This window comes from Streptomyces sp. NBC_00286 (assembly GCF_036173125.1).
In the GTDB taxonomy this organism is placed as follows: Bacteria; Actinomycetota; Actinomycetes; order Streptomycetales; family Streptomycetaceae; genus Streptomyces.
This window is the reverse complement of the sequence record NZ_CP108054.1, coordinates 5270042-5290166: the sequence shown is the minus strand read 5'-3', so window position 1 is coordinate 5290166 and position 20125 is coordinate 5270042. Positions and strand designations below refer to the sequence as shown.

Genomic DNA, 20125 nt, shown 5'->3' with positions numbered 1-20125 from the left:
CTCGAGCGGGGCCCCCATCGCGGTGGAGCCGCATATGTCACAGCCCCGCGCCCCTGAGCGGCCTGCGGCCTCCTCGCGGAACCACCGAACTTCGGCAGGCTCAGGGCGAGATCTGTACCTTCTTCGACACCGTCACCTGGTCGATGTCCGACGTGCGGATCGTGGCCTTCATGGTCCAGGTGCCGGGGAGGGGGAGGTTGAGGGAGTTGGTGGCCCAGTAGCCGCCCTGGTCGGTGAGTTCGGCGTCGATGGGGCCGATCTTCTCGGTGGGCAGGGTGAAGGTGAGGCGGAGTTCGGGGACCGTGGCGATGACTCCGTCGGAGCGGATGACCACCGCTTGGACCGTGTTCTCGTTGACGCGACCCGGCTCCAGAACGATCTGGACCTTGCCCTTGCCGTTCGGAGTGCCGACGTCGAAGGGGATCAGGGTCATCGAGGTCGTGGGCTGACCGGCCGGCGCCGTAGACGTGGCCGGGGTCTCGGTCGCGGCCCGGCCCGGCTGGGTGCCGGTGAGAACCGTCGTGAGCAGCAACACCACGACGCCTACGACGACTTCGGCCAGCACGGAACGGCGCAGGGCCTGGTGCGGGGGCGGGGTCGCGGCGTGTTCGCCGCCTTCGCCGATGTCGACGGATTTGCCGGGCTCATCGCGGCCGTCGTGCTCCTCAAGCCCCTCGGCCTTGCCGGTCTCGTCACCCGCGCCCCCACCCCCTGTACTCGTACTCGCCGCCCCCACCGTCTCCAACTCCCGCACCCGCACCGGCTCTTGAGCCGCGACCAGCCCCGCCGTCCAGCGCCGCGAGTACGCCGCCGCCCCCAGCAGCAGCACCACCGCAACCACCTTTGCGGCCAGGATCCGCCCGTACGACGTACCGGTGAGCGCTTCCCACGAACCGAGCCCCCGCCACGATTGGTAGACACCCGTGATCACCAGGACCACCACGGACGCGAAAGCGAGCCGCGAGAAACGGGCCACCGACGCCGCCGAAGGCAGGGTCTCGTCCCGGCGCAGCGTGGTGAGCAGCGCCGCGAGGCCGCCCATCCACACCGCCATCGCGAGCAGATGCAGTACGGAGGAGACGATCGCCACGGGAACCTGGATCCCCGCGGACGCGTGCTCGGCGGCAGCCCAGGTGACCGCCAGCGCCACGGCGAGCACCCCGCCCGAGACGACGACGGCGAGCTTCGGCCGCTCGTCCACAAGCACGTCCGTCCGATCGTCCGCCCGCTCGGCCGTCCGCACGTCCGCCCGTGACGCATCACGCGCACCCCCCAGTCGTACGAGAAAGACCCCCGCCAACCCCACCAGCACCAGCCTCGCCAGCAGCGCCCACCCCGGCCTGCCACTCAGCGTGTCCTTGAGGAGGGAGAGGTCGAGGAGGGTCGCGGGGCCGGTTCCGCGGGCGTACGGGCCGCGGAGGAACAACAGCGCGACGGTGGACAGGAGCAGGGTCCACCAGGCGAGGCGGAAGAGTTTCCGGAGGGGGCGTACGGCGGGCGGGCGGCAAGCGAGGACGAAGGTGGCCGCGCCGATGAGCAGCGCGCCGGCGGTGTACGCGGCGTATCGGGCCAGGTCGTAGAGCAGACCGGAGGCGGGGTCCACGGCGGGCTCGGCGGAGGCGTTCGCGGTGGTCGCCGAGGGTGCGCCGACCGAGAACGTGAACGCGCCCGAGATCGGGTGGCTGTCCGCCGAGACCACCCGCCAGGCCACGGTGAACGTGCCCTCAGGCAGATCGTTCTGGAGCCGTACTCGCACGGTGTCGGAGCCGCCGGCGTGCTCGGTGGCGCCCGCGTTCATGCGCACGTTGTCGGGGCTGAGGACCCGGATCGAGTCGTCGGCGATACCGACCGACTCGGTGAAGGTCATGGTGACGTGTTTCGGGGCGGTCTTGAGGACGGTTCCCTCGCGTGGATTGGTGTCACGCACGTAGGCGTGCGCGGACGCGGTTCCGGCACCGCCCAGCAGGAGCAGGGTGCCCAGCATCAGGACGAGGGCCACCGCCCGTCGCGGCGCCGCCACCATCCGCGGTATTCGGCCCACGTTGCCTCTTCCTCTCCCTGTACCCGCTGCGTATCAGCCCCCGGATGGGGATACGAATGTACGCAGCACCGTGCTCACCTCCGAGCCCCGCGCGCCCCCGGCTGTCCTCACGGCACCCGCGCGCCCCCGCCCGACCTCACCACGTAGGTCGCGCCGACACCCCGCCATCCACGACCAGATCGTGGCCCGTGATCCACGAGGCCATCGGGGAGGCCAGGAACACGCAGGCGTCGCCGACGTCCTCCGGGCGGCCCAACCGGCCGGTGGGGACGGCCTGTTGCCAGCGCCGTACGCCGTCCGGCCAGGCCTCCGCAGGACCTTCGCGGTCGATCAAGCGTCTCTGGAACTCTAAGGATCCTGGGTCATCGCGTGGCCCCGAGGGGTGGAAGCGGCGACGAGCACGGACTGATCCGGGCCGATCCTTGGGCAGAGCCCGCATGCGGCGTCACTGGCGGTGACGCATCGCCGACATCTGGACTGTGGCCGACCCGCTCGGGCCGGACACACCCTGGGATTGCCGCCCCGCCGGACGCTGGACCGGTCACCACGGCGAAGCCGCAGTGCCGGTGGCGGGGACCGCGCGCATGTCGAGCACGCGGCGGGTATGCCAGGTGCAACCACGGGCGGCTCATGAGGTTACGACCAGATCATCACGCCGCCTCCCGCACCAGACGGTGGCACCCGGCCTCGACGGTCAGCTCGGCATGCAGGGCGACCGCGCTGCCGCCCGCGTCCTCGATGAGCCCGACGACCTCGCGGGCCCCTTCCGCGTCCGTACGGTAGTGAACGGCCACCGCCGCCCCCGCCTCGGCGAACCGCAACGCGATCCCCCGCCCGATGCCGCCGGAAGCCCCGGTCACCAGCGCAACCTGCCCGTCAAGCAGCCCGCTCCCAGCCGACCCACTCACGGCCGGCTCAGCGCGGAGATCCGCGCCGCCTCCGCCGGGTACCGCGCGGTCAACTCGGCCGCGTCCCCGTGCTCGTAACCTCCATAGGTGAACCCGGGCGCCATCGTGCACCCGAAGAACGACCAGGCGCCGCCCGCCACGACCCGCGCGCCCATCCAGGTCCCCGCGGGCACCGTGAACTGCACGTACTGCCCACCGAGCACATCGGGACCGAGGACGACGGTGCGGGACGTACCGTCCGGGTCGAGCAGCAGCATCTCCAGCGGATCACCGAGATAGAAGTGCCACACCTCATCGGTGGGAAGCCGGTGCATCGCCGAGAAATCCCCAGGCTCCGAGGTCAGCAGCACAACGATCGAGGTCCCCTCGGGCCGCCCGTCCGCCCGCTCGGGCCCGGCCCAGAGCTCCCGGAACCGCCCGCCTTCCTTGGGGATCGGCTCCAACTGATAGTGATCGACGAGGTCTTCGGGAGTGATATCACTGGCCATCCTCCGACCCTAAGGGGCCGCAGGCACCGCAGCACCCAACGACCGAACGCCCGGTCCACGTCGGCGACTTGGCGAGCCCGGAGCAGCGGTTGCACGCCCTGGGGTACTGGCGGGACCGGTGAGCGTGGTGTTCAGCGAGTGTGGAGGGCTGGCCGCCGGGCGGGCGTGAAGAGGTGCATGGGGCGATGCTCGAAGTATGGACGTGACCCTTCACCTCGCTCAGCAGCCCGAAGCCGACGAACTCCTCGGGCGCAGTCCGCTGGCCGCGCTGGTCGGCATGCTGCTGGACCAGCAGATTCCGATGGAGTGGGCGTTCGCGGGCCCGTACACCATCGCCCAGCGGATGGGCGCGGACGACCTCGACGCACACGAGATCGCGGCGTACGACCCCGAGGCCTTCGCCGCCCTCCTCGCCACGAAACCGGCGGTGCACCGCTACCCCGGCTCGATGGCCAAGCGCATCCAACAGTTGTGCCAGTACCTGGTGGAGCACTACGACGGCGACGCCGCCGCGCTCTGGAAGGACGTGGCCAGCGGCGTGGAACTCCTCAACCGCCTGAACTCCCTCCCCGGCTTCGGCACCCAGAAGTCCCAGATCTTCCTGGCCCTCCTGGGCAAACAACTCGGCGTACGCCCAGACGGCTGGCGCGAGGCCGCCGGCGCATACGGCGCCCCAGAGTCGTTCCGCTCGGTCGCGGACATCACGGGCCCCGAGTCCCTGGCGAAGGTCCGGGCCCATAAGCAGGAGCTGAAGGCGGCGGCCAAGGCGGCGAAGGGGTCGGGTTCGGGCAAGGCCTCGGGCAAGTCCCCCGATAAGTAGGGGACTTCCGGTGGCGTGGCGCCTAGCGTCGCCGTATGACGACGTTATTCGGGCCCGCCATCGACACCCGTCCACTGTTCGTGCGTGAGCGCCGGGCGCTGCTCGACCTGCTGGGCTCGTTGGAGGTCGGGGACTGGGGGCGGCCGACGGTCTGCCCGGGGTGGGATGTGCACGATGTGGTCGGCCATGTCCTCAACGACTACATGCGCCGCCTCTCGGGTCTCCGGGACGGGTGGCGCGATGCCGTGTTCGCGGACGACGAGACGCTGCCCGCGTACTTGGCGCGGGTGAACGGGCTCTTCGTCGAGGCCACGCGCCAGTGCAGCCCGCGCCTGATGGTCGAACTGCTCGCGCACCTCGGCCCGCAGCTCGACGAGGTCTGGGCCGGTGTCCGGCTCGACGCCCCCGCCCCCGTCGATGTGTCGTGGGCCTCCACGGACGAGCCGAGTCCCGCCTGGCTGGACGTCGCCCGCGAGTACACGGAGTTCTGGGTGCACCAGCAGCAGATCCGCGACGCCGTCGAACGCCCCGGTGCCGACGAGCCGGAGCTGCTCGGCCCGGTGATCGACACGTTCCTGCGCGCCCTGCCGCACACGCTTCGCACCGTGGACCGGCCGCGGGGAACGACCGTGCGTTTCGACGTCACCGGCCCCGCGGGCGGCACCTGGTGGGCCATCCGGGACGCCGACCGCTGGCTTCCCGGCACGCCCGGCGGGGAGGCCGCGGCACACGTGACGATGGACCAGGACACCCTGTGGCGGCTGGCCACCCGGGGCATCCTCCCCGAAGAGGCCCGCAGCCGTTCCGTACTGACGGGGGACGAGCCTCTGACCACGACCGCTACCACGCTGCTCGCGGTGGTGGCATGAGCGGAGTTGCCGAAGTACGGGCGCGCTACCGCGCTCGAGGGGCGGCAAGCCTCCAAGGGGGCGCGGGGCTGTATCGATTTGCGGCTCCGCCGCGTGGGCGCGACCAGCGCCCCTTCAGGGGCGCGGGGACCTGCGCGACCAGCCACAACGGACCCGCAGTTTTCGAACTGCCCAACCAGCGGAGCGCTCACGCGGCGTGATTTCCGGGGGCCACTACGGCGCCTTGGCTGCGCCCGGAAGGTCATGACCGGTAGGCTTTCCGTGTGATCTTCAAGCGCATCGGAAACGGCCGGCCGTACCCCGACCACGGCCGGGAAAGCACCCGGCAGTGGGCGGATGTCGCGCCGCGCCCGGTCCGCCTCGATCAGCTGGTGACGACCAAGGGCCAGCTCGACCTGGAAACACTGCTCGCCGAGGACTCGACGTTCTACGGCGACCTCTTCGCGCATGTCGTGAAGTGGCAGGGCGACCTGTACCTGGAGGACGGCCTCCACAGAGCCGTCCGCGCCGCGCTCCAGCAGCGCCAGGTGCTGCACGCCAGGGTCCTCGAGCTCGACTGAGCGCGCCCCCTTCGTGCGCCCGTTGGGCCTTTCGGGTTGGACTGGACGCCGGGCAATGATCGTCTAGTAGGCATAGCCACCCAGGCGCACTACGCTGCGCCCATGAGCATGCTGACTCCCCCTGGGATGGGCGGCCAGTACAAGATCACGGGGGACAAGTACCCGCGGATGCGCCGCAACCGCGGGCGCCGCAGGCTCGCGTTCGCGGCCGTCGGCTCCGCCGCCGCGCTCGGTCTGCTCGGCTGGGGGACGCTGCAGCTCATCGACGTGTTCACCGGCAGCGGCGACAAGGCCGGAGCGGTGGGCGCGGCACCGGACTGCACGCCCTCGCCGTCACCGTCCGCCTCGCAGTCGCCGGTCAAGGCCCTCCCGAAGCCCGGCCAGATCACCGTGAACGTCCTCAACGCCACACCCCGCAGCGGCCTCGCCAAGAGCACCGCGGACGAACTCAAGAAGCGCGGCTTCAAGATCGGCGAGGTGGGCAACGCGACGAAGGAGTACGACAAGAAGGTCAAGGGCACCGGGATACTGCTCGGCTCCGCGGCGGCCACCGACAGCGCGCTCCCCGTACTCCGCACCCAACTGGCCGACGCCCAGCTGAAGACCGACACCCGTACGAAGCCCGCCGAGGTCGACCTCGTCATCGGCAACGGCTTCAAGGCGCTGACGCCGAAGGCGGCCGCCGACAAGGCCCTGACCACGCTGGCCGACCCGAAGCCGACGCCGTCACCGACGAAGCAGGGTTGTTAGCCGGTCGGCGGGTCAAACGGGCCTTCGGCCCGGTTCGGCCGGCTACTCCGCAGACCCGTACATCCGGTCCCCCGCGTCTCCGAGCCCCGGCACGATGTAGCCGTGCTCGTTCAGCCGCTCGTCGACCGACGCCGTCACGACGGTCACCGGCGTGCCGGCCAGCTCGCGTTCCATGACCTCGACGCCCTCGGGGGCGGCCAGGAGCACCACAGCGGTCACGTCGTCGGCGCCGCGCTTGATCAGCTCCGTGATGGCCGCGACGAGGGTGCCGCCCGTGGCGAGCATGGGGTCGAGTACGTACACCTGGCGGCCGGAGAGGTCCTCCGGCATGCGGTTCGCGTACGTGGACGCCTGGAGCGTCTCCTCGTTGCGGATCATGCCCAGGAAGCCCACCTCGGCGGTCGGCAGCAGGCGCACCATGCCGTCCAGCATGCCGAGGCCGGCCCGCAGGATCGGTACGACCAGGGGGCGCGGGTGGGACAGCTTGACGCCGGTGGTCCCGGCCACCGGCGTCACGATGTCGACCTGCTCGGTACGCACGTCACGGGTGGCCTCGTAGGCGAGCAGGGTGACCAGTTCGTCGGCCAGCCGCCGGAAGGTCGGGGAGTCGGTGCGCTGGTCGCGCAGCGTGGTGAGCTTATGGGCGACCAGAGGGTGGTCGACGACGTGAAGACGCATGCGGCCAGGGTATCCGGGCCCCACCGCCGCGCCCCCGCAAACCCGAACCCGCATCAAACGGCCCATCCGGGGGAAGGTGGCAGGGACGGACTGGGGTGGTGACCTATGCGGAACGGGGAACAGAACCAGGCGACCTCCGGCCGGCCCGGGGAGTCCACGAACAGCTCCGCGCCACGGGGGACGTCCCGTCGGGGAGCCGGCGGAGAGCTGGCGCGCGGCGCCACGCCCGCCCAGCGAAAGCCTGCCGGGCCGGCACGACGAAAGGCCCCCGGGCCCGCACCGCGAGATGCTGCCGGGCCCGCACAGCGCAAGGCTGCCGCGCCCGCGCCGCGAAAGGCTCCCGGGGCGTCCGCCGCCGCGCCGGGGAGGACCGGCCGCGCAAGCCCTCCGCAGGCTGAGGCCCCGCGGGAAACCGCCCGGCAGTCCGGCCCGCCCGAAACCGCCGCCGGAAGCCCGCCACGCCCGGGCGCCGCCACAGGCGCCGGAAGCGCTGAAGGCCCCGAAAGCGCCGGCGACACGAGCGGCGCAACAGACCTCGGCGTGGCCGAAAGTGATGCCGAGCGGCGTCGGCGGCGGGCTCAGTTCTTGCGGGACCTCGCCGAGGCGCGGGAGTTGCGGGATCGGGTGCAGCCCCGGCGGGTCAAGACCGCGCGGTTGCGGCACGCCATGCGGATGCGCACGTTCCGCTGGTAGGCGAGGGCCCACGGCAGACACGTACAGGCCCGTACACAGCACAACGGAGCGCCACTGGTGGGGCGTACGGGTCGGCACCGGACAGCCGTTGCCTCACGGAGCTCTCCTCGGCGTACGATCCCGCTGACGGCGGGCGCCGAGCGCCCAGGTGAGGGGCCACGCGTACGGCCGGGACGACGCGACCGGGACACAGCGAGCCGAAGACCTCTCCTGAACGCTCAGTTTCTGCCACGATTCCGAGTGGGCGGGGCTCGGCGCAGCACTCCCCGTCCGCAACCTCCGCCGGGGGGATCCCCAACCGGCACGCCTATGACCAGTGGGAGAGTCACGGTGTACTTCGCCGCACTGCTCGCGCGCACCGAAGACGGGTGGGAAGCGAGCGACACAGAGCTCGACGATGTGGAGACCCTGTCCGACCTGGCCGACCTGGCCCGTGAAGCCTCGACCGAAGACGACACGGTGCTCGTACTCATCGAGCAGGAGGACGCGTGGTTCGGCGTCGTCCGCGTGGACGGCGAGGACGACCCTCGTATCTACGTCTCGGACGCCGCCGCCGCGGCCCGCAGCTCGTACGGCGAGATCCTGCTCACGGACGAACTGCTCGGAAGGGAGCCGGGCGACGACGTCCCGGACCTGGACTCCCTCGACCTCGACGGCACGGAGGACGGTGAACCCGAGAACGACTCCGACGACGACGATGACGTCGTCGGCGGGGCCGCTTCGGGCGAGGCCGTGCTGTCCGGACCCATCGGAGACCGCGAGATCCTCGCCGACCTCGGCGTGGACGAGAAGGAACTGCTCATCCTGGACAGCAATGACGCGCTGAACGAGATCGCCGAGGTGCTCGGCGCCGCGGAGGTCCTGGAGACCGTCCGCTGAACGCTCAGGACGCGCACGAACCCCTAAGCGACCCCGTACGCGACCGCTGGCGGGCCGCGATGCGGCTCGCCCTGGACGAGGCTCGACTGGCCGTCCGGGGCGGGGACGTCCCCGTCGGCGCCGTCGTGCTGTCCGCGGACGGTACGACGGTGCTCGCCACCGGACACAACGAACGCGAAGCCACCGGCGATCCCACGGCACACGCCGAGGTCCTCGCCATCCGCCGCGCCGCCGCCGGACTGGGACAGTGGCGGCTGACGGACTGCACGCTCGTCGTGACCCTCGAACCCTGCACGATGTGCGCGGGCGCGATCGTGCAGTCCCGCGTGGACCGCCTCGTCTACGGCGCCCGCGACGCGAAGGCCGGCGCGACCGGCTCCCTCTGGGACGTCGTACGCGACCGGCGCCTCAACCACCGCCCCGAAGTGATCGGCGGCGTACTCGACGAGGAGTGCGCCCGCCTGCTCACCGACTTCTTCAGCACCCGCTGACCCGCCCCGCTGACCCGCCCGCTCCCGAACCGGCCCGCAAAACGGATTTCGGCGCACACCCCAACGTGGGCTAGGATCTCTCCCGGTAGCGTGTCCGAGCGGCCGAAGGAGCTCGCCTCGAAAGCGAGTGTGGCGCAAGTCACCGAGGGTTCAAATCCCTCCGCTACCGCTTTGGAAGGGCCCCGTCGAGAGACGGGGCCCTTCGCGTGTGCGGAGTGGGTGCGGGGTGTGTGGGGAAACCTGCCGAAGACAGAATCGGTGGTAGTACAGGTGCCCGAGTTACACTCACCGCCGGCGAACACGGGCCCTGGCGGGGCAAACAGGTCGACAAGCAGGTCAACAGGGGAGGCCGCGGTGGCGGTGAATTCGAAGAAGATCGCCGTCTACGCGCTCGCGGTCTTCGTGCTGTACGTGATCATCACCGACCCGGGCAAGGCCGCCGACTATGTGCAAATTGGGTTCGAGGGCATATCGAACGCCGCTCAGGCCGTCGGCGACTTCATGACATGGCTCGCCAACGGGGCCAACGACTGACGACCGAGACGACTGACGACTGAGACGACTGGCGACTGACGCGTACGGCCACATTCGCCTCGTACGACTCCCAGCCCCCGGCCCCACCCCCAGCCCCTATCGGAATGATGCGGGGCTGAAACGCGCCTGTTCTCCCCACTCGGGAATCAACACCACTCTTTGCGGTGCTTGCACACAGTGGACTGTCTTGTGATGCTATGACCGCTTTTGACGGATGAGTTGCACGGTTTGCATGGGTTGTTTGCAAGGGCTGAAGGACAAAGAGGTGGCGTTGACCGTGTCGGCCAGTACTGCGCCGCCCCAGGAAGAGGCCCCGGCGCCTGCTCCTGCCCCCGAGAAACGTCGCAGCGCCGACACCCGGGCGCTCACACAGGTGCTCTTCGGGGAGCTGAAGCAGCTGCGGCCGGGTACGCCCGAGCACCATCGCGTACGCAGCGCGCTGATCGAGGCCAATCTGCCGCTCGTGCGCTACGCCGCCGCCCGCTTCCGGAGCCGTAACGAGCCCATGGAAGACGTCGTCCAGGTCGGCACGATCGGGCTGATCAACGCGATCGACCGCTTCGACCCGGACCGGGGCGTGCAGTTCCCGACCTTCGCGATGCCGACGGTCGTCGGCGAGATCAAGCGGTACTTCCGGGACAACGTCCGCACCGTGCACGTACCGCGTCGGCTGCACGAACTGTGGGTGCAGGTGAACAGCGCGACCGAGGACCTCACGACGGCGTTCGGGCGCTCGCCCACCACCGCCGAGATCGCCGAGCGGCTGCGGATCGCCGAGGAGGAGGTACTGGCCTGCCTCGAGGCCGGACGCTCGTACCACGCCACCTCCCTGGAAGCGGCCCAGGAGGGCGACGGGCTGCCGGGCCTGCTCGACCGGCTCGGCTACGAGGACCCGGCCCTGGACGGAGTCGAGCACCGTGATCTCGTACGGCACCTCCTGGTCCAACTCCCGGAACGGGAACAGCGAATTCTGCTGCTGCGCTACTACAGCAATCTCACCCAGTCGCAGATCAGTGCCGAACTGGGCGTCTCCCAGATGCATGTGTCAAGGCTGCTCGCCCGCAGCTTCGCCAGGCTGAGGTCCGCAAACAGGATCGAGTCATAGCTCGCGGGTGCGAATCGCCCGCACGTCACTTTCCCGGCAGTTCTGTGATGAAAAACGGCCATACCCCATTTATCCAGGGCCGATTGACCACCTTAGTGTCGACAAGTCACTACAGCGTGTTGCCGACATGTGACATTCTTCCGGAAGCGCGTTTGCCGCAGCTCTGCCTCCGGTATTCAGGTGGAGGCTGCGTTCCTTCGACGGGAGCGTCCGCCGCGACCGTCCGCGACCCAAAGGGGGTGGCATGTCCGCAGATCAGGGCAGCTCGAAGGTGCTTGAGCTCGCGCAGAGCGAGTCCGCGCCCGACGTGCTTCACAGTGTCGATGCACCGGTTGCCGGTGCGCTTGGCGACGGCCCGGTCCTCCCGGCCCTTCCGGCCCCGCCCCCCTCGACGACGGAAGCCATCGACACCCGCACCCTGTCCCGCTCCCTGTTCCTGCGGCTAGCCGCACTCGACGAGAACAGCCCGGAGCGCGCCTACGTCCGAGACACCCTCATCGAGCTCAACCTCCCGCTCGTGCGCTACGCGGCAGCCCGCTTCCGCAGCCGTAACGAGCCCATGGAGGACATCGTCCAGGTCGGCACCATCGGCCTGATCAAGGCGATCGACCGCTTCGACTGCGAACGGGGCGTGGAGTTCCCGACGTTCGCGATGCCGACGGTCGTGGGCGAGATCAAGCGCTTCTTCCGCGACACCTCGTGGTCGGTCCGCGTTCCGCGCCGGCTCCAGGAGCTGCGGCTCGCGCTGACGAAGGCGAGCGACGAGCTCTCCCAGAAGCTGGACCGTTCGCCGACGGTGCCCGAACTCGCCGCCGTACTGGGCGTGTCCGAGGAGGACGTGGTCGACGGCCTGGCGGTCGGCAACGCGTACACCGCGTCTTCGCTCGACTCCCCGGCCCCCGAGGACGACGGCGGCGAGGGCTCGCTCGCGGACCGGCTCGGCTACGAGGACACGGCGCTGGAGGGCGTCGAGTACCGCGAGTCCCTCAAGCCGCTGCTCGCCAAACTGCCGCCTCGCGAGCGCCAGATCATCATGCTGCGCTTCTTCGCGAACATGACGCAGTCGCAGATCGGCGAGGAGGTCGGCATCTCGCAGATGCATGTCTCGCGGTTGCTTACGCGGACGTTGGCGCAGTTGCGGGAAGGGCTGATCTCGGACTAGTCGCTCCGCGCTCCTCGCTCCGTTGGGTGGGCCAGTTCGACACTGCGGGTTCGTTGTGGCTGGTCGCGCCCCGCGGCGGAGCCGCAATATGTCACCGCCCCGCGCCCCTGAAGGGGCGCGATGCCTGAGCCCCGTACGTACGAGGCTCAGGCATCGCGCGTCGAAATGAGCCGCGCTTATTTGCCCAGCTTGTTCAGCGCCCGCTTACCAGCCGCAGACTCCTCCATCGTGTCCCACAGCTTCGCGGAGCCGGTGTACGTGTACACGCCGGGGGCGCCCTGTGCCGCGCAGCCGTCGCCGTACGACGTGATGCCGACCTGGAAGACGCCCTTGCGGCCCTGCAGCTTGCGGAAGATCGGGCCGCCGCTGTCGCCCTGGCAGGAGTCCTTGCCCTCGACCCCGGCGCACATGTTGACCTTCGTGTCGTACTGCGGATACGACGCCTTGCACTCGATGTGCGACACGATCGGCACGTCCACCCCGCGCAGGCGGTCCGGATAGTTCGTCACCTCGGTATCGGTGTTGCCCCAGCCGATGACGGTGGCCTTGGCGCCCGGACGGATCAGCGCGTCCGTGCCCGCGGTCGGCAGGTTGACCGGGGCGATGCCCTCGACGGGCTCGTCCAGCATCAGCAGCGCCAGGTCGTACGCCCCCTCGCCCTCGGCGTAGCGGGGGTGGACGACTATCTCGGCGATGTCGCGCAGCTGGCCCTGGTTCTTCTTGGACAGCACGGTCCGGCCGACGACGGTCTCGATGTCCTTGGGCTTCGTGCCCTCGACGCAGTGCGCGGCCGTCATCACGACATCGGGCGCCAGCAGGCTGCCGCCGCAGAACTGCCGGTCGTGGGCGTTGCCGGCACCCTTCTGCAGCAGCGCCGCCATGAACGGGTGCTTGCCGTCGGGCTGTTCGGTGCCGCCGATGATGCGGGTGCCCGGCCGGCCGCGGTCCGCCGAATCCGCGGCGTGGGCCGTACCGACGGACGCGGCGGCGAGCCCGAGGGCCGCACCGGCCGCGAGCACGCCGGTGGTGATCCGCCGGACCGCTGTTCTGTGAGTGGGGGAATTGGAGGAAAGACGCATGTGGGGGTGTCTCCCGACGTTCTGAACTCTGAACTGACCACCCCGGCGGGACGCCCCCTCGCGTCCCAACTTGCCCGAACCGCAAGGGAGTCACCCGACAGAAGTGGCATGGCTCTCTGTCAGACGGGATACGAGGTGCGGAGGTTCACTCGCGGGAACACTCAATGCACTTCCATCCCTTTCTATCTGACGTAGCGTCAGCCACACTGGCGCGATGCGTCAGGTGACTTGGATACGTGGCCGCCGGGGCGCCGTGGCCGGTGCCTCGGCGGCGGTAGTGGTGTGTTTGGGCGGGGTGCTCGCCATGAGCGCGGGCAGCGGGAGCGATGACGACGGGTACGTCGCGGTGGGGGCGGCCGGTGGTTCCCCTCCGGCGTCCGGGGCGACTCCTACGGGCGAGGTGTCGCTGGTGCCGCTGGAGGGGGCGACGGGCGGCGAGGAAGATCGCGGTTCGGATGGTGCGCCCGATGGCGGTGGTTCTGGTGGAGCCCGGGAGCCGGGTGCGGAACCGCTGCCTGGCCCTTCCGCCTCCGCGGGTCAGGGCGCACCAGAGGGCGAGGGCGGTTCCGGTCGTGCGGAGGGGCGCGGAGAGGGGCGTACGGAAGAGAACCCGGCGCCTTCGTCGTCCGCGGGCGACGGCGGCAGCGACAACGGCGGCGGTACGGCGCCCAATGCGCCCGCCGCGTTGAAAGTGAGCGAACCCGAGCGCAAACCCACCGACCAGCGCTGGTGCGAGAAGGTCACCCTCGACTTCCACAACACCGGGGGCAACGCGGTGCGTTCGGGCACGGTGACCTTCGAGACGCACATCATCGACTCGCTCGGCATCGACTGGGCCACGATCAAGTCGGCCGAGAAGTTGCCCGTACCGGTCAACGCCGGGGCACGCAAGGAGAAGACCTGGACAGTGTGCGTCGACGCGTGGCGTGTGCCGCTGGGCATGCACATCGAGACGCAGGACGTGTCCGTGCGGTGGGAGTAGGGCTCCGGCGTATGGGAGTTACGGGGCTTACGGCGTACGCGAGTTGTCGCCGTACCCGGGTTACATGAACGCGAGCCAGGCCACGCCGGCCACGATCGCGACCGCCGCGATCACGCCCACGATCACGCCGATACGGGGGCCTGCCGAGGCGGCCTGCTGGCGGCGGCCCTGCGGGGCCTCGTCGACGAAGGCGCGGAACATCTGGGTGCTGCCCGCGGGGTCGTTGTTGCCCTGGGGGCCCTGGGTGTTTGCCATGGCCCTGGACCCTAGCGAATGCCTCCGGCTTGCCCAAGTGCTGGGGTGCCGTCTGCTTGTGCTGGTCGCCCTGACTCGGTGTCGCCGTCACGGTGGCTCCGCCCCCGGGCCCCGTTGTCGGCCTGAACGGCATCGTCCTCAAGCTCCCCCAGCTACCGCTGGGAGGTGCCCCCAGACGGGCTGATTTGCGGCTGGGCCTCGCTGAAAAGCGCGGGCGGACGGGCTCGTGGTGCTTTGCCAAGGTTTTAGGGCTACCCCTCCCCCTCCCATTTGCCTGTAGCAACCAAACATCTTATGGTTGCCTAGAGCAACAAAGGAGGGGTGTGATGGCCGCCGCTCGCGACCAGTACCAAGAACTCGCCCGCCAGCTCAGTGCCATCGGAGCTGTGAAGCGCGGGCTCGGGCGAGTGTTGCCGCACGAGTGCCCGGCAGGGGCCGCTGCCGTGCTCACGCTCCTTGAGCGGCACGGGGAGATGCGGATGAGCCGGCTCGCGGAGCTGCTTGCCATCGATATGTCGGTGACCAGTCGGCATGTGGCCCATGTCGCGGAGCGCGGGTGGATCGACCGGTCCCCCGACCCCTCCGACAAACGGTCGCGCATCCTGCGGCTCACGCCCGCGGGGCGAGACAAGCTCGCCGAGATCGCCGAGCGGTACACACACGCGCTCGCCCACTACTTGGGGGACTGGTCCGACGACGAGGTCGAAGAGCTCAATCACCTCCTCGGACGGCTGCGCGCCAGTTTCGACGTCTGCCGACCGGCGGCGTCCACCCCCGCACCTGACGTGACATGACGGAACGTAAGAAAAGAAGGAAACCCATGGCCACGACCGCACCGACCGGTGTGCGGGCCTCACACTCCCCCACTCTCGGCTCCGCTCGAGCGGGGGGACCCCCACCGCACTCAGTAGGCGCATCCGGCGACGCTCCGATGACGCACCGGCAGATCATGGAGGCGCTGACCGGGCTGCTGCTCGGCATGTTCGTCGCGATTCTGTCGTCGACGATCGTCTCCAACGCCCTGCCCAGGATCATCGGCGACCTCGGCGGCGGTCAGAGCGCCTACACCTGGGTGGTGACCGCGTCGCTGCTGACGATGACGGCATCCACCCCACTGTGGGGCAAGCTCGCCGACCTCTTCTCCAAGAAGCTGCTGATCCAACTCGCCCTCGTCATCTTCGTGCTGGGCTCGGCGGCGGCCGGGCTGTCGCAGAACCCCGGCACGCTCATCGCGTTCCGCGCGGTGCAGGGCATCGGCATGGGCGGGCTGTCCGCGCTGGCCCAGATCATCATGGCGGCGATGATCGCCCCGCGGGAGCGCGGCCGGTACAACGGCTACCTCGGCGCCACCTTCGCCACCGCCATGGTCGGCGGCCCGCTGGTCGGCGGTGTCATCACCGACACCAGCTGGCTGGGCTGGCGCTGGTGCTTCTACGTCGGCGTGCCGTTCGCCGTCATCGCCCTGATCGTGCTCCAGCGCACCCTGCACCTCCCGGTCGTCAGGCGGAAGGTCAAGGTCGACTGGGCCGGTGCCTTCCTCATCTCCGCCGCGGTCTGCCTGCTGCTGGTCTGGGTGACCTTCGCCGGTGACAAGTACGCGTGGCTGTCCTGGCAGACGTACGCGATGGTCGGTGGCTCCGTCGTCCTCGGGCTGCTCTTCGTGCTCGTGGAGGCGAAGGCGAGCGAGCCGATCATCCCGCTGCGGCTCTTCCGCAACCGCACCATCACGCTGGCCTCCCTGTCCTCGCTGTTCGTCGGTGTCGCGATGTTCTCGGGGACCGTGTTCTTCAGCCAGTACTTCCAGCTGGCCCGGGACAAGTCGCCGACCATGTCCGGCGTCATGACCATCCCGATGATCGGCGGTCTGTTCGTCGCCTCGACGGTCTCCGGGCAGGTCATCACCCGTACCGGACGCTGGAAGGGCTGGCTGATCGGCGGCGGGGTGCTGGTGACCGCGGGTCTCGGCCTGCTGGGCACGATGCGGTACGACACCCCGTACTGGCACATCGCGATCTTCATGGCCCTGCTGGGCCTCGGCGTCGGCATGATGATGCAGAACCTGGTGCTCTGCACGCAGAACCAGGTGGACCCCACCGACCTGGGCGCCGCCAGCTCCACGGTCACCTTCTTCCGTTCGCTCGGCGGCGCCATGGGCGTCTCGGCGCTGGGCGCGGTCCTGGCCCACCGGATCACCGACTACGTCAAGGACGGCCTGGCGGGCCTCGGTTCGGGTGCCGCGTCCTTCGGGCACGCAGGCACGGGCGACGGCAGCATCCCGGACCTCGACGCGCTGCCCGTGCCGGTCCGCACGGTGGTGGAGAGCGCGTACGGGCACGGGGTGGCGGACGTGTTCCTGTACTCCGCGCCGCTGGCACTGCTCGCCCTCCTCATGGCCCTGTTCATCAAGGAGGTCCCGTTGAGGACGCGGGGCGGGATGGCGCAGGCTGCCGAGGCCGCATCTACGGCTCCGACTGCGGCTCCGGTCGAGCAGGAGAGCCCTGTTGCCGACCCTGTTGCCGCGACTGTCGATGACGCCGCGGAATCCGATCGTGCGAGTGGTGGCATTCCCGTACGCGGCTATGTACGCGGTGCCGGGAACGCGCCCATCGCCCGGGCCGCCGTCACGCTGATCTCCCTCGGGGGACGGCAGTTGGGCCGCTCGGTCACGCACGCGGACGGTGGTTATGCGCTGGACGCGCCGGGGGCGGGGTCGTACGTACTGATCGCATCAGCCGACGGGTTCCAGCCGCAGGCTTCGACGATCGTCGTGAACGACGAGCCGGTCTCGTACGACATCCTCGTGAGCGGTACGAGCGGGATCGGCGGTGTGGTGCGGGACGCCGCGAGCGGTACGCCCGTCAAGGACGCCATGGTCGTCGTCACGGACGTACGCGGTGATGTGCTGGCCACCGGAAACACCGGCGAGCAGGGCGAGTTCGACTTCGCCGAACTGGTCCCCGGCACCGTGACCGTCGCCGTGAACGCGGCGGGGCACCGGCCGGCCGCCCTGCCGGTCGAGGTCGGCGCCGCGGGAGTGACCCGAGTCGAGGTCGACCTCACGGCGGGCGCCCGGCTGCGGGGGATCGTACGGGCGCCGCACGGGCCCCTCGCCGATGCCCGGGTCACGCTCGTCGACGCTGCGGGCAATGTGGTCGGCACCGCTACGACCGGGGAGGACGGGGCGTACGCCTTCGCCGATCTGGACAGCGGGGAGTACACCGTGATCGCGACGGGTTACCCGCCGGTGGCGACGGCGCTGACCGTGAACGGGCTCGGTGTCGACGACCATGACATCGAACTCGGCCATCCCGGCGAGTAGTTCGAGGCCAAGGGCCCGCTACATCAAGCCGACCATGCGGGGTGGGGCGAACAGGTGGCGGGCCCGGTGTTCCTCGGCCACCATTTCCGTCCCGGCGCGCATCTCGGGCGAGCGGTCCGTTCTGGCCAGGGCCCGCTGGTGGCCCGTGCAGGTCGCGCAGGCCGGGTCCCAGTCGGGCAGTTCCTGAGGGTGGGCGTCGGCGAGGTGGCGGCTGAGGCTGATCTGCGTGCCCACGACGCTGTCCGTGAAGTCCCAGTCGACGTCGTAGCCCTCGGTCGCGTGCAGTCCGGCGATGACCGCCTGTACGTGCTTCATCGCCTCGTACAGCCGGACGCACTCGGCGCAGTCCCACATCCAGGCGGGTGGCAGCGGCCACTGCTCGTCGGGGCTGAGGTCGTCGGCGGCCATGTCCGTCAGGGTAGGGGCTGCCGTCGTACGCGTCAGGCGTTCGGCGGGCGTTCACCCTAGGCTGCCTCCATGGCACCGAACATCGCTACGAACACGTCCGTGTCCCTCGACGAGCTGCTGGATTTTGTACGTCCTCGCCATCGCGCCGTGCTGCTTACTCGGCGGGCCGATGGGAGTCCGCAGGGGTCGCCGCTGACCTGTGGGGTCGATGACGCGGGGCGGATTGTCGTCTCGACGTATCCCGAGCGGGCCAAGACGCGTAACGCGAAGCGGGACTCGCAGGTCAGTGTCATCGTTCTGAGCGATGACTGGAACGGGCCGTGGGTTCAGATCGACGGCACGGCCGAGGTCATCGATCCGCCGGAGTCGGTCGAGCCGCTTGTGGAGTACTACCGGAATATCGCGGGTGAGCACCCTGACTGGGACGAGTACCGGTCGGCGATGCTCAAGCAGGGCAAGTCGATCATCCGGATCACTCCGGTGCGGTGGGGGCCGGTCGCGACCGGGGGCTTCCCTGCGCGGCTTGCTCCGCAGGAGTAGGGGGTTTCTTTCCCCAGCCCCGCCCCTTCCCGGCTGTAACAATTTGCGGCTCCGCCGCGTGGGGGGCTGCGCCCCAGGCCCCCGCCTTCGGCGGGTGGGTGGGGTGCCTTCGGCGGGTGGGTGGATTCTTGGGGTGGGCCGGGGGGCCTGTCGCGGGTGGGTGGGGTGCCTACCGGGGTGGTGGGTGACAGTCGTGTCGCGGCTGCGGGTGCGTTGTGGCTGGTCGCGCAGTTCCCCGCGCCCCTAAAGGCAAAAGCCTGCGACTGCCCGCGCCCCGACAAGCAAGCGAACCGGAAAAGCCCGGCCCCGGAAGGCGCCCGCACCCGGGCAGCCCGTGCCCGGAAGGCGCCCGCGCCCGAGCAAGCCCGCGGCCCGGAAAGCCCGCCGGGAGGGAGCCCGCGCCCCGAGCAAGCCCGCGGCCCGGAAGGCGCCCGCGCCCCGAGCATGCCCGTGGTCCGGAAAGGCCGCCGGGAGGGAGCCCGCACCCCCACGGCCCCGCAGCCGCCCACGGCGGCAAGGGGACGGGGCGGGGGTGTGCGCCCGCAGCGGCCGGCGCGCCAACACCGGCACCCCCTACCAGCCAACAGCAACGCGCGCCGGTCCGAGGACGGACACCCCCGACGCGGCCCCGCACCCACCACCCACCCAAGGGGCGCGGGGCTGTGACATATGCGGCTCCGCCGCGTGGGCGCGAGCAACCACAACGCACCCGCAGCTATGAACGGCCCTCCCAGCGGAGCGTCATCGTCTCGATCCCCGCCACCAGCAACTCCAGCGCAAACCCAAAGTCCCGCTCCCGCATCTCCTCCACCGTGTCCCCACCCCGCGCTTCCATCAGCTCCGTGGCCTGCTCGAAGTCCTTGGCGAACTCCGGCTGCGAACGGATCGTGTTCATGGCCCGGTGGAAGTACTCGTCCTGCGACAGCCCCGCGGCAGCGCACCGCTGCACGAAGTGCCCCTCGATCGTGCCGAAGCCGTACACGAACTGGTAGACGGCCGCGATCGCGCCCGTCTGACCGTGCGCCGGCAGGCCGGTGTTACGCATCACCTGCTGCACGCACAGCGAGAACGCCATCGAATGCGGGCCGATGTTGAGGAAGCTGCCGATCAGCGGCGACACCCAGGGGTGGCGCACCAGCAGCGCCCGGTACCCACCCGCCAGCGCGCGCAGCTGATCGCGCCAGTCCTCGCCCGACTCCGGATCGGGCAGCTCGAGTTCGGCGAAGACCGAGTCGAGGGCGAGTTCGAGCAGGTCGTCCTTGGTGTCCACGTACCAGTAGACCGACATCGCCGTCACGTTCAGCTCGGCGGCCAGCCGGCGCATAGAGAACTTGGCCGGCCCCTCGGCATCGAGCAGCCGCACCGCCGCCCGGGTGATCCGCTCCCGGTCGAGCCCGGAGGGCTGACCACCCCGAGCCGCCCGCGGCCGCCCCTCCAGCCAGACACTCGTCCGCGCCGGGCCTTTGGCCCGGTCCCGGTCCCGGTCGCCCGCCCTCACCATGGCGCACCTTCCTCGGAGCTCGATACACAACGCGGCCTGATGCCATGCGTGCCTCTACGAGAC

Annotated in this window: 21 protein-coding genes, 1 tRNA gene and 1 pseudogene; 15 read left to right on the top strand and 8 right to left on the bottom strand. The window is 70.1% G+C overall.

Annotated features, from left to right (window positions below):
• Positions 1-100: 100 nt before the first annotated feature.
• The 3 genes and pseudogenes from OHT21_RS24240 to OHT21_RS24225 all read right to left on the bottom strand — a co-directional run bounded on the left by OHT21_RS24240 (position 101) and on the right by OHT21_RS24225 (position 3437).
• Positions 101-2023, bottom strand: a complete 1923-nt coding sequence (locus OHT21_RS24240; RefSeq protein ID WP_443050657.1) for a copper resistance CopC/CopD family protein — start codon at positions 2021-2023, stop codon at positions 101-103.
• A 154-nt stretch (positions 2024-2177) separates the two neighbouring features.
• Positions 2178-2949, bottom strand: a pseudogene (locus tag OHT21_RS44740) (SDR family oxidoreductase).
• A complete protein-coding gene (locus OHT21_RS24225) occupies positions 2946-3437 on the bottom strand; it encodes a cupin domain-containing protein (RefSeq protein ID WP_328770445.1) in 492 nt (163 codons plus the stop codon). Before OHT21_RS24225 ends, OHT21_RS44740 begins: the two are co-directional and overlap by 4 nt.
• Before the next feature lie 196 nt (positions 3438-3633).
• Between OHT21_RS24225 and OHT21_RS24220 the strand changes: the two genes are divergently transcribed.
• The 4 genes from OHT21_RS24220 to OHT21_RS24205 all read left to right on the top strand — a co-directional run bounded on the left by OHT21_RS24220 (position 3634) and on the right by OHT21_RS24205 (position 6436).
• On the top strand, positions 3634-4257 hold the full coding sequence (locus OHT21_RS24220; protein ID WP_328770444.1) for an HhH-GPD-type base excision DNA repair protein: 624 nt from the start codon (positions 3634-3636) through the stop codon (positions 4255-4257).
• 35 nt (positions 4258-4292) lie between these two features.
• A complete protein-coding gene (locus tag OHT21_RS24215; RefSeq protein ID WP_328770443.1) occupies positions 4293-5126 on the top strand; it encodes a maleylpyruvate isomerase family mycothiol-dependent enzyme in 834 nt (277 codons plus the stop codon).
• Positions 5127-5389: 263 nt separating this feature from the next.
• Positions 5390-5686 (top strand): type II toxin-antitoxin system VapB family antitoxin, encoded by a 297-nt coding sequence (locus tag OHT21_RS24210; RefSeq protein ID WP_003999914.1) that lies wholly within the window; start codon positions 5390-5392, stop codon positions 5684-5686.
• A 102-nt stretch (positions 5687-5788) separates the two neighbouring features.
• Entirely contained in the window at positions 5789-6436 is a 648-nt protein-coding gene (locus OHT21_RS24205; protein ID WP_328770442.1) for a LytR C-terminal domain-containing protein, read from the top strand.
• Positions 6437-6478: 42 nt separating this feature from the next.
• Here the strand turns inward: OHT21_RS24205 and upp are convergent, their stop codons facing one another.
• Positions 6479-7114, bottom strand: coding sequence for a uracil phosphoribosyltransferase (gene upp / locus OHT21_RS24200; RefSeq protein ID WP_165339337.1), 636 nt, complete (start codon positions 7112-7114; stop codon positions 6479-6481).
• A 540-nt stretch (positions 7115-7654) separates the two neighbouring features.
• Between upp and OHT21_RS24195 the strand changes: the two genes are divergently transcribed.
• From OHT21_RS24195 to OHT21_RS24165, 7 genes are all read left to right on the top strand, one after another.
• A complete protein-coding gene (locus OHT21_RS24195; RefSeq protein ID WP_328770441.1) occupies positions 7655-7807 on the top strand; it encodes a hypothetical protein in 153 nt (50 codons plus the stop codon).
• Positions 7808-8137: 330 nt separating this feature from the next.
• Positions 8138-8686 carry a tRNA adenosine deaminase-associated protein gene (locus OHT21_RS24190; RefSeq protein WP_328774204.1) on the top strand — a complete coding sequence of 183 codons (549 nt, stop codon included), beginning with the start codon at positions 8138-8140 and terminating at the stop codon, positions 8684-8686.
• Between the two features lie 59 nt (positions 8687-8745).
• The gene (tadA, locus tag OHT21_RS24185; RefSeq protein ID WP_328770440.1) at positions 8746-9177 is read left to right on the top strand and encodes a tRNA adenosine(34) deaminase TadA; all 432 of its coding nucleotides are present in this window, start codon (positions 8746-8748) and stop codon (positions 9175-9177) included.
• Positions 9178-9261: 84 nt separating this feature from the next.
• Positions 9262-9346, top strand: a tRNA-Ser gene (locus tag OHT21_RS24180).
• Positions 9347-9531: 185 nt separating this feature from the next.
• Positions 9532-9711, top strand: coding sequence for a hypothetical protein (locus OHT21_RS24175; RefSeq protein ID WP_328770439.1), 180 nt, complete (start codon positions 9532-9534; stop codon positions 9709-9711).
• A 232-nt stretch (positions 9712-9943) separates the two neighbouring features.
• Positions 9944-10816, top strand: a complete 873-nt coding sequence (locus OHT21_RS24170) for an RNA polymerase sigma factor SigF (RefSeq protein ID WP_328770438.1) — start codon at positions 9944-9946, stop codon at positions 10814-10816.
• Between the two features lie 244 nt (positions 10817-11060).
• Positions 11061-11978 carry an RNA polymerase sigma factor SigF gene (locus OHT21_RS24165; RefSeq protein WP_328770437.1) on the top strand — a complete coding sequence of 306 codons (918 nt, stop codon included), beginning with the start codon at positions 11061-11063 and terminating at the stop codon, positions 11976-11978.
• 176 nt (positions 11979-12154) lie between these two features.
• Here the strand turns inward: OHT21_RS24165 and OHT21_RS24160 are convergent, their stop codons facing one another.
• Positions 12155-13057, bottom strand: coding sequence for a S1 family peptidase (locus OHT21_RS24160; RefSeq protein ID WP_328770436.1), 903 nt, complete (start codon positions 13055-13057; stop codon positions 12155-12157).
• A 214-nt stretch (positions 13058-13271) separates the two neighbouring features.
• Between OHT21_RS24160 and OHT21_RS24155 the strand changes: the two genes are divergently transcribed.
• On the top strand, positions 13272-14039 hold the full coding sequence (locus OHT21_RS24155) for a hypothetical protein (protein ID WP_328770435.1): 768 nt from the start codon (positions 13272-13274) through the stop codon (positions 14037-14039).
• Positions 14040-14099: 60 nt separating this feature from the next.
• On the opposite strand, the gene OHT21_RS24150 is transcribed toward OHT21_RS24155, so the two are convergent.
• Positions 14100-14294 (bottom strand): hypothetical protein, encoded by a 195-nt coding sequence (locus tag OHT21_RS24150; protein WP_328770434.1) that lies wholly within the window; start codon positions 14292-14294, stop codon positions 14100-14102.
• A gap of 326 nt (positions 14295-14620) precedes the next feature.
• Between OHT21_RS24150 and OHT21_RS24145 the strand changes: the two genes are divergently transcribed.
• On the top strand, positions 14621-15088 hold the full coding sequence (locus OHT21_RS24145; RefSeq protein WP_328770433.1) for a MarR family winged helix-turn-helix transcriptional regulator: 468 nt from the start codon (positions 14621-14623) through the stop codon (positions 15086-15088).
• Between the two features lie 26 nt (positions 15089-15114).
• The gene (locus OHT21_RS24140; protein WP_328770432.1) at positions 15115-17613 is read left to right on the top strand and encodes an MFS transporter; all 2499 of its coding nucleotides are present in this window, start codon (positions 15115-15117) and stop codon (positions 17611-17613) included.
• Between the two features lie 18 nt (positions 17614-17631).
• Here OHT21_RS24140 and OHT21_RS24135 read toward each other — a convergent pair whose 3' ends face one another.
• Entirely contained in the window at positions 17632-18021 is a 390-nt protein-coding gene (locus OHT21_RS24135) for a hypothetical protein (RefSeq protein WP_328770431.1), read from the bottom strand.
• A gap of 69 nt (positions 18022-18090) precedes the next feature.
• Between OHT21_RS24135 and OHT21_RS24130 the strand changes: the two genes are divergently transcribed.
• Positions 18091-18561, top strand: coding sequence for a PPOX class F420-dependent oxidoreductase (locus tag OHT21_RS24130; RefSeq protein ID WP_328770430.1), 471 nt, complete (start codon positions 18091-18093; stop codon positions 18559-18561).
• Positions 18562-19276: 715 nt separating this feature from the next.
• On the opposite strand, the gene OHT21_RS24125 is transcribed toward OHT21_RS24130, so the two are convergent.
• Positions 19277-20062: a TetR/AcrR family transcriptional regulator gene (locus tag OHT21_RS24125; RefSeq protein ID WP_328770429.1), complete on the bottom strand. Its 786-nt coding sequence runs from the start codon at positions 20060-20062 to the stop codon at positions 19277-19279.
• Positions 20063-20125: the final 63 nt, after the last annotated feature.